The sequence below is a fragment of the Trebonia sp. genome (assembly GCF_049794275.1).
Lineage (GTDB): Bacteria > Actinomycetota > Actinomycetes > Streptosporangiales > Streptosporangiaceae > Trebonia.
The window spans coordinates 1-9,995 of sequence record NZ_JBARCR010000113.1 but is presented as its reverse complement, the minus strand read 5'-3'; the positions used below and the strand labels follow the sequence as shown (position 1 = coordinate 9,995).

13 protein-coding genes and 1 pseudogene are annotated in these 9,995 nt (G+C 68.6%); 6 read left to right on the top strand and 8 right to left on the bottom strand.

The features are described 5' to 3' along the window. Window positions 1–318, bottom strand: a 318-nt coding sequence (locus WA805_RS03020) for a hypothetical protein (RefSeq protein WP_425241593.1), incomplete at its 3' end; no start/stop codon positions are given. Further along, window positions 315–1,244, bottom strand: a complete 930-nt coding sequence (locus WA805_RS03015) for a 2-dehydropantoate 2-reductase (RefSeq protein ID WP_422271935.1) — start codon at window positions 1,242–1,244, stop codon at window positions 315–317. The genes WA805_RS03015 and WA805_RS03020, both read right to left, overlap by 4 nt. Window positions 1,245–1,340: 96 nt before the next feature. Between WA805_RS03015 and WA805_RS03010 the strand changes: the two genes are divergently transcribed. From WA805_RS03010 to WA805_RS02990, 5 genes and pseudogenes are all read left to right on the top strand, one after another. Beyond that, a complete protein-coding gene (locus WA805_RS03010) occupies window positions 1,341–1,937 on the top strand; it encodes a TetR/AcrR family transcriptional regulator (protein ID WP_425241592.1) in 597 nt (198 codons plus the stop codon). Continuing rightward, window positions 1,934–2,050 (top strand): annotated as a pseudogene (locus WA805_RS03005) (DUF427 domain-containing protein); the annotation flags it as partial. The gene WA805_RS03010 and the pseudogene WA805_RS03005, both read left to right, overlap by 4 nt. A gap of 114 nt (window positions 2,051–2,164) precedes the next feature. Then, the gene (locus tag WA805_RS03000; RefSeq protein ID WP_422271957.1) at window positions 2,165–3,403 is read left to right on the top strand and encodes a lactonase family protein; all 1,239 of its coding nucleotides are present in this window, start codon (window positions 2,165–2,167) and stop codon (window positions 3,401–3,403) included. A gap of 327 nt (window positions 3,404–3,730) precedes the next feature. Next, window positions 3,731–4,330 (top strand): RNA polymerase sigma factor, encoded by a 600-nt coding sequence (locus tag WA805_RS02995; RefSeq protein ID WP_422284998.1) that lies wholly within the window; start codon window positions 3,731–3,733, stop codon window positions 4,328–4,330. Further along, window positions 4,327–4,608, top strand: a complete 282-nt coding sequence (locus WA805_RS02990; RefSeq protein ID WP_422284996.1) for a zf-HC2 domain-containing protein — start codon at window positions 4,327–4,329, stop codon at window positions 4,606–4,608. The genes WA805_RS02995 and WA805_RS02990 overlap by 4 nt, the downstream gene beginning before the upstream one ends. Before the next feature lie 147 nt (window positions 4,609–4,755). Here WA805_RS02990 and WA805_RS02985 read toward each other — a convergent pair whose 3' ends face one another. The 3 genes from WA805_RS02985 to WA805_RS02975 form a co-directional block, all read right to left on the bottom strand. Then, the gene (locus WA805_RS02985; protein WP_422271943.1) at window positions 4,756–5,052 is read right to left on the bottom strand and encodes a putative quinol monooxygenase; all 297 of its coding nucleotides are present in this window, start codon (window positions 5,050–5,052) and stop codon (window positions 4,756–4,758) included. Window positions 5,053–5,092: 40 nt separating this feature from the next. Then, complete coding sequence (locus WA805_RS02980) at window positions 5,093–5,758, bottom strand: peroxiredoxin-like family protein (RefSeq protein ID WP_422271945.1); 666 nt, start codon at window positions 5,756–5,758, stop codon at window positions 5,093–5,095. 319 nt (window positions 5,759–6,077) lie between these two features. Further along, complete coding sequence (locus WA805_RS02975) at window positions 6,078–6,542, bottom strand: ankyrin repeat domain-containing protein (protein WP_425241591.1); 465 nt, start codon at window positions 6,540–6,542, stop codon at window positions 6,078–6,080. A 263-nt stretch (window positions 6,543–6,805) separates the two neighbouring features. Here WA805_RS02975 and WA805_RS02970 point away from each other — a divergent pair, with 263 nt between their 5' ends. Beyond that, window positions 6,806–6,931, top strand: a complete 126-nt coding sequence (locus WA805_RS02970) for a hypothetical protein (protein ID WP_425241590.1) — start codon at window positions 6,806–6,808, stop codon at window positions 6,929–6,931. A 6-nt stretch (window positions 6,932–6,937) separates the two neighbouring features. Here the strand turns inward: WA805_RS02970 and WA805_RS02965 are convergent, their stop codons facing one another. The 3 genes from WA805_RS02965 to WA805_RS02955 form a co-directional block, all read right to left on the bottom strand. After that, entirely contained in the window at window positions 6,938–7,957 is a 1,020-nt protein-coding gene (locus tag WA805_RS02965) for a methionine synthase (protein WP_422339568.1), read from the bottom strand. Between the two features lie 231 nt (window positions 7,958–8,188). Continuing rightward, window positions 8,189–8,857 (bottom strand): sensor domain-containing protein, encoded by a 669-nt coding sequence (locus WA805_RS02960; protein WP_422287534.1) that lies wholly within the window; start codon window positions 8,855–8,857, stop codon window positions 8,189–8,191. Window positions 8,858–8,872: 15 nt separating this feature from the next. Beyond that, window positions 8,873–9,995: MMPL family transporter (locus WA805_RS02955; protein WP_425241589.1), on the bottom strand; the 1,123-nt coding region annotated here is incomplete at its 5' end.

Genomic DNA, 9,995 nt, shown 5'->3' with positions numbered 1-9,995 from the left:
GGCCAGCACCGCCGAGACCAGGCCGCGCGCGCCGAGCAGCTTGAACCGCGCCCCGAGCTCGCGTCGCACGGCGGCGGGGGAGACCTCCGTGCCCGCGAGGACGGCGCTAACGTCGCGGGCCAGGGCGACCACCGCGTGGCCGGCCGACTCGAGGTAGCAGAACAGGTAGGCGTGGCCGGTGATCCCCTCGCCGGTGTGAAGGTCAATGAGCACGAGCGGCGCTTCGGCGATACCCATGGCGCTGGTGCCGAGCACCCGGCGCATGGGCACCATTACCAGCACGGCGTCTACCGAGCGGATCGTCAGTGCGTCGCTCACGCCAGAATCGCCCGTCCGTCGCTGTAGATCGACAGGATGTCGAAGATCGCCCGGTTGCAGGGCGTGGTCACGCCCAGCCGGGCTCCGCGCTCGACGACGTCGCCGCTGAGCCAGGCGACCTCCAGGCGGCTGCCCTGTTCGAGGTCATGGTGCATCGACGACGTCATGCTTGCGGGCACCGTGTCGGTGAAAGCGAGCCGTTCGTCGGCGTAGTCGGCGGGCAGCGACACCCCCTGGGCCAGGGCGACCTGCACGACCTCGGCCATGACGTCGTGCAGGAAGGCACGCGAGCGGGGGTTGCTGCGGATCCGGCCGATCGGCGACCGGGCCAGGCTGGTCGTGCCGGACAGTCCGACCAGGAAGACGAACTTCTCCCAGACGGTCTGCTCGATCCGGTCGCTGGTCTCCGCGTCGATGCCGCTGTCGGCGCAGGCATCGCGGAACTGCCGCACGCGAGGCGAGAGCAAGCCGTCGTATTCGCCGAACACCAGCTTCTGCAGGGTGCCGGAATGACGGATAACTCCCGGCTCGGCGATGGTCGCGGCAATGTAGGTGACGCCGCCGATGACGTGCTCGGCACCGAGAGCGTCACGCAGGATGTCGTCCTTCGCCACGCCGTTCTGGAACGACACCACCGCGGCGTTTTCGCCCAGGAGCGGCTTGACGGCCTCGGCCGCATCAAGCGTGTCCCACAGCTTCACCGTGAACAGCACGAGGTCGACGGGGCCGATCTCGGCCGGCTGACCGGTGACCTGAACGGTGCGGAGGTGCACGTCGCCGAGCGGGCTCTCCACCCGCAGTCCGTTGGCGCGCAGCGCCTCGAGCTGCCGCCCGCGGGCCACGAACGCCACCTCATGGCCGGCCGTGGCCAGCCTGGCGCCGAAGTAGCCGCCCACACCGCCGGTGCCCATCACCGCGATCCGCATGAAGCCTCCGTTTAGTTGAGCAACTGCATCACTATATAAGCACGAGCTGCCGATTAAGTGAGAATATTTGTTGAGTACACGAACTACAATGGCCGCGTGGGACGGGTTCGCGGGTTCGATGTCGGTGAAGCCCTCGACGTGGCGCTTGAGCTGTTCTGGCAGCGGGGTTACGACGGCACGTCGGTCCAGGCACTGTGCCGTGCCATGGACCTTCAGCCAGGCAGTGTCTACGCTGCGTTCGGCAGCAAGCGGGACCTGTTCGTGGCCGCCTTGCGCCGCTACACCGAGACCGTGTCGGCCGAGGCGGTCGACCGGATCAACGGCGCGACCTCCGGACTGCAGGGCCTGCGCGACTACTTCGGCCACCTGGTCGACGCCATGGTCGACGGCAAGCGTGCCCGGGGCTGCCTGATCACCAATTCCCTGGTCGAATTTGCCGTGCGCGACCCCGAACTGGCCGGCCTATTCCAGTTGCACCTCGCCCGCCTGCAGACCAGCTTCGCCGCCGCGCTGGCCCGGGCGCGGGCCGACGGCGAGTTGCGCCCAGGGGCCGGTCCGGAGTCGGCGGGCATGCTGGTCGCGGTCGTGCAGGGGATGAACGTGATGGCCAAAGGCCGGCCCGGCCGCCAGGCCCTGCAGGACGTCGCCGACGCGACGCTCGCAGGGCTCGCCGCCCCGGCAGCGCAAGCCTGAGCGCTCAACCGACGAGCGGCTACTGGGCCGCCCAGGTCAACGGTAAGACTCATCCGGACATCGCCTGGAGCTACGACTTCCCGACCCGGCAACTGTTTCCCATCGCCGGACTGGTTGCCTCTACACCGGATGCGGGAATCGGGAATCGCTTGACCGTAACAAGTCGGCTTATGCCCGGGACTGAGTGTTGTGGGAGCGGTCCTGTATCTCTCGACAGTGGAGGAACATTGAGAATCCTGAATGACCGTCGGGCTCGGCCGGCCGGGCCAGGGGCGGCCGGAGATGCCCGCCCGTTCGGCGCTAGGCGCCTGCTGGCGTCCCGGTGGCGGATCCCGGTCGCGTTCAGCCTGCTCGCGGCCGGAGCCGTGCTCGCCGCTCCGGCGGTGGCATCGGCTTCGGCCTTGCCGTCTCCGGTTACCGGGCACGTCTACCTCGACGACAACACCGCGGGCTCGAACACGATCGCGGTGTTTGACCGGCACGCGGACGGGTCGCTGACCCAGCTGCCCGGTTCCCCTTTCGCCGCCGGCGGCGCCGGTGCCGGGGCGGGCCTGGCGTCCGAGGGCGCAGTGCAGATCGCAGACGGCGGCCGGCTCCTGCTGGCCGTCGACGCGGGCAGCAATCAGGTCTCGGTGCTGCGCATCCAGCCGGACGGGTCGCTGCGCCGAGCGAGTGTGGTGTCCTCAGGTGGCGTCCTGCCGGTCAGCGTCGCAGTGCACGGCAGCCTGGTGTACGTCGCTAACGCCGGCCCGGCCGACAGCAACTACACCGGTTTCCGGCTCGCTCCGTGGGGCAGCCTGACGCCGGTGCGCGGGTCGACGGTCGCGCTGCCTGCTGCCGCCCAGCCCGGTGACGTGCTGTTCAACGGCACCGGCACCAAGCTGGTCGGCACGCGGGTGGGCACCTCGCAGATCGACAGCTTCACCGTAGGACTGGGCGGCCGGCTGACGGCGGCCCCGGGCTCGCCGTTCACCGCCCAGGGAGTGGGGCCGTTCGGCAGCCAGTTCCGGCCGACCAACCCCAGCCAGCTGTTCGTGTCCAACGCACACAACGGCACCGGGCTGGGCACGGTCTCGGCATTCACCGACTCGGGCGGGGGGGTGCTCACCTCGATCGGGAGCTCCCCGGTGGCTGACCAGCAGACGGCACCGTGCTGGGTCACGATCAGCCCGGACGGCCGCTACCTGTTCGCGGTGAACACCGGGTCGGGCACCGTCTCGCGGTACTCGATCGCACCGGGCGGCGCCCTGACACTGCTTGGCAGCACTCAGGTCTCTGCTAACGGCGGCGTCGGAGCCGTCGACCCGGGGATGAGCCCGGACGGTCGGTTCCTGTACGTCAACGAGAGCAAGATCTCGTCGGTCGGTGCCTTCGCCGTCAGCGGCGGTGGCAACCTGACCGAGCTGCCCGGCTCGCCCACCCCCCTGCCCGCAGGGGCCACGCCGGCCGGCATCGCAGTGAGCTAGCCAGGAGCCTGCCGAGCTCATGCCGATGGCCGGTGACCGGGTACCCGGTCACCGGCCATCGCCTAGTGACGATGGTGGCCTGCCGCAGCACGCGACCGCTCTTGCCGCTCGCAGGTAACCCGGAGGTAAGACGACAGCACGTTTCTGCCGCTGACTAGTGCGATGGACACCTCTCTGCCTCACCCGGGCCAAGCTGACTTCCCAGGGAGCCTCACGATGGCACTGCGACCAGGAACTCGTTTCCCGGCTCTGGCACCCACACGCCTGCCGGCCCGGCGATGAGCGCGCCGGGCGCGTCCGGGGCACCGATGGCCGGGGACCTGGCCCGTGCCTGAAGACCCGGACTCAGAACTGGTCAGCCGGGTGCGCGCCGGCGATGAGGGCGCATTCGCCGAGCTGGCCGGGAAATACCAGGGCTCCATGCTGTCCATCGCCCGGGGCTATGTGCCGAGCGGCGCGGTGGCAGAGGAAGTGGTCCAGGAAGCCTGGATCGGGGTACTCCGGGGTATCGGCCGGTTCGAGCGCCGTTCATCCTTCCGCACCTGGCTATTTCGCATCCTGGTTAACCGGGCCATCAGCGCCGGCGTTCGAGAACGCCGGAGCGTACCCGTGGACGACATGGGGCCTGTCGTCGACGCTTCCTGTTTTAACGCAGGCGGCACCTGGCAGGTGCCGCCTGAAGCCTGGGCTGACCAGGTGGACGACAAGGTGATCGCGGCGAAGATATCCGCCCGGATCCTGTCTGCCATCGATGAACTCCCGCTCCAGCAGAGAGAAGTCGTAACGCTGCGCGACGTGCAAGGGCTGAGCAGCGGGGAAGTCTGTGCCGTCCTCGATATCAGCAACGCCAACCAGCGGGTGCTCTTGCACCGCGGCCGCAGCAAGCTACGCCAGGTCATCGGCTCCGAGTTCGGGAGAGTCCGATGAGCCGCCTGAGGTTCAGGCCCCGCCGGGACGTCGTCTGCCGGGAGGCAGTCGAGCTTGTCACCAACTACCTCGAAGACGCCCTATCACAGGCGCAGCGCCGCCGGTTCGAGGCGCACCTCGCGCACTGCCCTGACTGCCCCGAATATCTCTCCCAGATGCGCGCTATCGTCGCGCTGGCCGGAAGCATTACGCCCGATGACCTCACGCCGCGCATGCGAGGGGAATTCATCGGGCTGTACCGCCGGTGGCAGGCCGATGAGGCACACGACTCTCTGTAAGCTCCCGTCACCTCGTCGTAGCCCTCGACCTGCGCCCGCCGGCTAGCTCCAAGCGGTCGGCGCCCAGCGTCAGCGGGCTGCTGATGCGTCCAAGTCCCGGTTCCCGCACCGGCGGCAGTTCAGGCCGAAGCCGACGGGGTGGTGCGCCTACTTGACCGCGATGATGTCGACTGTCCGGATGTCCGGGGGGCTGGCGAGCAGGTCGGGAGCGACCTGGCCGAGTGCTGCCGGGATCTCGCCGTTCAGGTGAGCCTGCCGTGCGTCGTCGGTCTCGAAGGTGTCGAAGATGCCGTAGCGGGTGTCACTGATCTGGAACGCATACCAGGTCACGGTGCCCTGCTCGGCCACCGCGAGCTCGCGGCCTGCCTGCAGGAACGCGGCCAGTTCTGCGCCCTTGCCGGGCGCTGCCTCCAGCTGCGCGAGAATTCCCAGTCGAACTGTCATTGCCTGCTGTCCTTTCTCGGGTGCTGAGATGTCGCTCTGGTCAGATGCCGAGCTGGTCGAGTGCGCTGATGACCTGGGCCGGCTCGGTGCGGGTGCTGTAGTCGGGGTGCACGTCGATCCACCGCATGACATGGTTAGCGTCGAGGATCGCTACGGTCGGCATCGGCACGCCGGTGGTGCCGTCTGCGTTGACGGCCGTCAGGTCGAGGCCGAGTTCCAGCTGCGCGGCGCGGGCCTCATCCGACGGCTGGGTCAAGATGCCCAGGATGCGGGCGATGCCATTGCCGGGGTCGGACAGCACGGTGAAGCCTAGGTCGTGCTTTTCCTGCATGGACAGCGACCCGTCGGGAGCCTGCGGGCTGACCGCTGCCAGCCGGACGCCGCGTTCGGTCAGCGCCGGCAGCAGGTGCTGCTGGTAGGCGGACAGGGCCACGTTGCAGTACGGGCACCAGACTCCGCGGTAGAACACCAGCACCGCGGTGCCGTCCCCCGCCGCTTTATACAGGCTGGTCGGCGTCCCGTGCACGTCAAGCAGTTCAGCATCTGCGAGCTGCGTGCCGGGCCGGGCAACCCCGGCTGGCGCGCCCGCGGCGGACAGCACGGCCTGCTCCCGCCCGAACGCCCCCATCACCTCGTTCGGCGGTTCCTTGGCCATCGCGACGTGCATCTCGGCGACACGGTCGGTGATCACGGACTCGGCGGTCATCTGGGATCCCCCTGCGGTTGTTGTCAGGCCTGGCGGCCACCTTTTTGCTGTCCGCCTATCAGCGTCCGCGCATGCCGGGCTCTTACCACACCCCGAGAAAAACCTCAGTGACTGCCCGCACGAATGATCATGGCCGCGAAGCAGGCGGGCAGCCCGTAGGGGTCTCGATCCTGGCCCTATACATACCTTGCTGCCATCACGAAACCGTCGTCCGCCCGGCGATACGCTTCCCAGATCTCGATCAGCTGCGCCGTCAGGCCGGGGATCGGCCCAGAGCCCGGGCCACGATAGGGCGCGTGCTTGAGATGCCACTTGCCCATCATCGGACAACATCGGCACCGAGGGCGACTAGATACTCGGCCATACGCCGCTCACCGCCGTGGCAGGCCTGCCAGAAAGCGTCAGTCAGCTGCTGCTGCGCCGGGGGCGAAGCGGCCAGCAACTCCTCGGTACGGGTCATCATGCCGAGCCCTGCAGCGTGCCAGAGCCGGTCAACTCGTGCACCGCGTTCCACAAGCAGACGAGCCACCCGCCAGCAGCCGTACCCGACCGCATCATCGAGCGGGGCGCCGCCGCCGATTGACGCCCCGGTCGCCTCAATGTCGGCGCCGCCGTCGATCGGCGCCCTGGCCACCTCGACGTCATCGCTGCTGGCTGCCCAGTGCAGTGGCGTCTCGGCGTGCCAGCTTCCTTCCACCGGGGCGCTGGGATCAGCGCCGCCAGTGATCAGGACGGCGACGACCTCCGGCCCGCGCGGGAAGAACCCAGGCCAGTCGGCCGCCATGTGTAGCGGCGTTGCCGAGCCGCCCTTGTCGTCAACGATCCGCGCTGAGGCCAGATCTGGATGCTCTCTCAGCAGCCCGGTCAGCGACTCGACCTCACCAGCATGGATCGTCTGCGCCAGCGCCTGGGCAAGTGGAGCGCTTTTGGACAGCCTCAGCCCCAGCTTGCCATGACCACTCTTGGCATGAGATGCGACTTGCCCAAGTCGGACGACATTGCTGTCGCCGGGGTCGTCGATGCCCGCTGCGAGTGGATAGAGGCTAGGTGGCTGCCGTCCTGGGGTGGGCCGCGACGAGCGCCGGCACGGTCACGCTCGGTCAGTACGAACAGGTAGTCCGCAGCCACATCGTCAGCCCGGACGACGCTGATTCGGCGATGCGCAGGACTTAGTAATGCTTAGCCGAACCTCTTACGTGCGAGTGCCGCGCCCTGTGCGAGCGCGGCGAGCTTGCCGTAGGCAATATCCGAGTGCATCGGCGCCATGCCGCAATTGGTGCTGGCGATGATCCTGTCGCGTGGCACGTATTTCATCGCTTCGCCGATCACGGCCGCCACCTGCTCGGGCGTCTCCACCTCGTCGGTCGCGACATCGATCACGCCGACCTGAACGTCCTTGCCGTCGAGGAGCTTCAGCAGGCTCATCGGCACGTGCGAATTGCGGCACTCGACCGAGACCTGGCCGATGCGGCTTTGCGCCAGCGCTGGAAAGATCTCCGCGTACTGGCGCCATTCGCCGCCGAGCGTCGCCTTCCAGTCGATATTGGCCTTGATGCCATAGCCGTAGCAGATGTGGACCGCGGTGGTGCAGCCGATCCCCTCGATCGCGCGGTGCAGCGCCTCGATGCCCCAGTCCTTGACCGCCGTCAGGTAGACGTTGAAGGCCGGCTCGTCGAACTGGATCACGTCGACGCCGTCGGCGGCAAGCGCGCGCGCCTCAGCGTTTAGGAGGCCGGCGAACGCCATCGCCATCTCCACCCGGTCGCCGTAATGGGCGTCCGCCACGGTGTCGACGATGGTCATCGGGCCGGGGAGGGTGATCTTGAGCTTGCGCCTGGTATGGGCGCGCGCGAACTGCGCCTCGGTCGCGTGCACGCGGCCCTTAAGGCGAAGCTCGCCGGTGACCTGCGGTACGACCGCCTTGTACCGGTCGGCGCGGATGCCGATCTCGACCTTGTGGGCGAAGTCGATGCCGTCGACGAACTCGACGAAGCCGTGCACGAAGTGCTGCCGAGACTGCTCGCCGTCGGTCACGACGTCGATGCCGCAGTCCTCCTGCACCTTGAGGGCGAGCAGGGTAGCGTCGCGCTTGGCGCCTTCGAGCTCGGCGCCGGTGAGCCGCCAGGGCGCCCACAGGCGGTTCGGCTCCGCGAGCCAGGTCGGCTTCGGCAGGCTGCCGGCGACGGTGGTGTCGAACATCGCTTCCTCCGCGCGAGTTTCTTGCGCGTCACAATACGCGTCAGATCGGCTACCAGCCATAGAGCCAGTCGTAGTCGGCGATGAGCCCAGCCCGAACGTCGGGATCCGCAGCTCAGGATGGAAGCAAGCGCTCCAGGCATTCACCGTTTGCTTCGCCGGGCGAATCCCGACACCGTGACAACCGCCACGGTCACTGACACACACGATCGGACGCTCCCCTGGAGACTGGTCTTAGTTTGGGTATTGGGCGGGATTCTGGAAGGAGCGGGCGAGCGCCGCGTAGCGGCGCAGGAACCAGGGGGCGGTCAGCAGGCCCAGGGCGATGAACGCGATGCCGAGGGCTGTCGACAGCCAGGCGGTGTCAGCGCTGGTCACGTGAATGAACGCGTACCAGTTGCTGCCGTGTGCGGTGACGATCGGGTGCCATACGCCGGGCATGATCACGCCGAACAGGCCCCAGGCGATCAGGCTCGCCGGGGCGAGCGTGAGCAGCCAGCCCGCCAGGATGTCAACGGTGCTCCACAGGAGGCTCCGCCAGGTGTCCGGGTCGGCCATCAGGGAACCGAACCGTACCCAGAAACTCGGCTCCCGTTCCTCCTGGCGGGCGGGTCCCGCGGGACGGGGAGCCACTGCGGCGGACCCGCACCAGTCGGCTACGTGGCGCCAGGCCTTGGCCTCAAGACCGCGCATGGCCCGCAGGGTGACAGCGGTGAGCGGCAGGCCCACGCCGAGCGGGATGAGGGCCACCGCTGTCAGGAGCACCGTCCACAGCACGAGGCTGGCCAGTGTGAACCCGAACAGGACCATGCCCCGCCCGGCCGCGACCGCGCCCTGGGTGGCCCAGTTCCCGGTGCGGCCGGGGATGTCCGTGGCTGTGTCTAGCTTGATCGTTCCGTTCATCACTATCTCCTTGGCTCAGAGCGCCCCGGCGGGACGCCCGCTTTCCGTCGTGTCGGGGCTTGGGGTAGTGCGGCCGGGTAGCCAGGACAGCCAGCGGGGCAGGTACCAGCACCGGTTGCCGAGCAGGGCCATGGCGGCGGGGAGGAGGACGCCGCGGACGATCGTGGCGTCCAGCAGGATGGCGGCCGCCAAGCCGACGCCGAGCATCTTCAGATCGACAAGCCCCATGCCGATGAAGATGGAGAACACCGCCACCATGATGATCGCCGCGCTGGTGACCACCCCGGCGCTGCTGGCGATGCCGGCCGTGATGGCGCCGACCGTGGTCTCGCCGCCTCGCCGTAGTTCCCTGATCCTGCTCAGGATGAAGACGTGGTAGTCCATCGAGATGCCGAACAGGAACGTGAACAGGAACAGCGGCACCCAGGGGGTGATCGCGCCGGATCCTTGGTAGCCGAGCAGTCCCTGGAGCCTGCCGTCCTGGAAGATCACGGTGATCAGCCCGTAGGCGGCGGCGACGGACAGGAAGTTGAGCGCGATCGAGACCAGCGGCAGGACCACCGACCTGAACGCGAGCAGCAGCAGGCAGAAGGCCACCGCTGCGACGACGGCAAGCACCAGCGGCGTGCGCCCGCTCAGCTGGCTGGCGTCGTCGTGATTGCTGGCTGTGTCGCCGGCCACCGCGTAGCTGACCCCGGCCCGGCCAAGGGTCTCCGGCAGGATCCGGCCGCGCAGCGTGTCCAGCGCGTCATAAGACGCGGTGTCGCCGCCGTTGCCCGCCAGCGGGACGCTGACGATCAGCGCCCGCCCGCCGGCGACGACGATGGTCGTGACCGGCTCGCGGATCGGGCCGCCCGCGGCGGCCAGCTTGCCAAGCTCGGTGATCGCGCCGGTGACCGCGGGTCCAGTGAGGTGCTGACCGGTAACGACCACCTCGGCAGGCGCGGGGCTCTGCGGGAAGGCCGCCTGGATCGTCTCGATCGTGGACACCACGGGCAGGCTTGCTGGGGCGTCAATCGCTGCATAGGCCAGCCGGATGCCCAGCGCGGGCGCGGCGATCGCCAGCATCACGATCGTGGCCGCGCCGCCCCACAGCAGCGGGCGGCGGACCACCCGGCGCACCAGGGCCGCCCACACC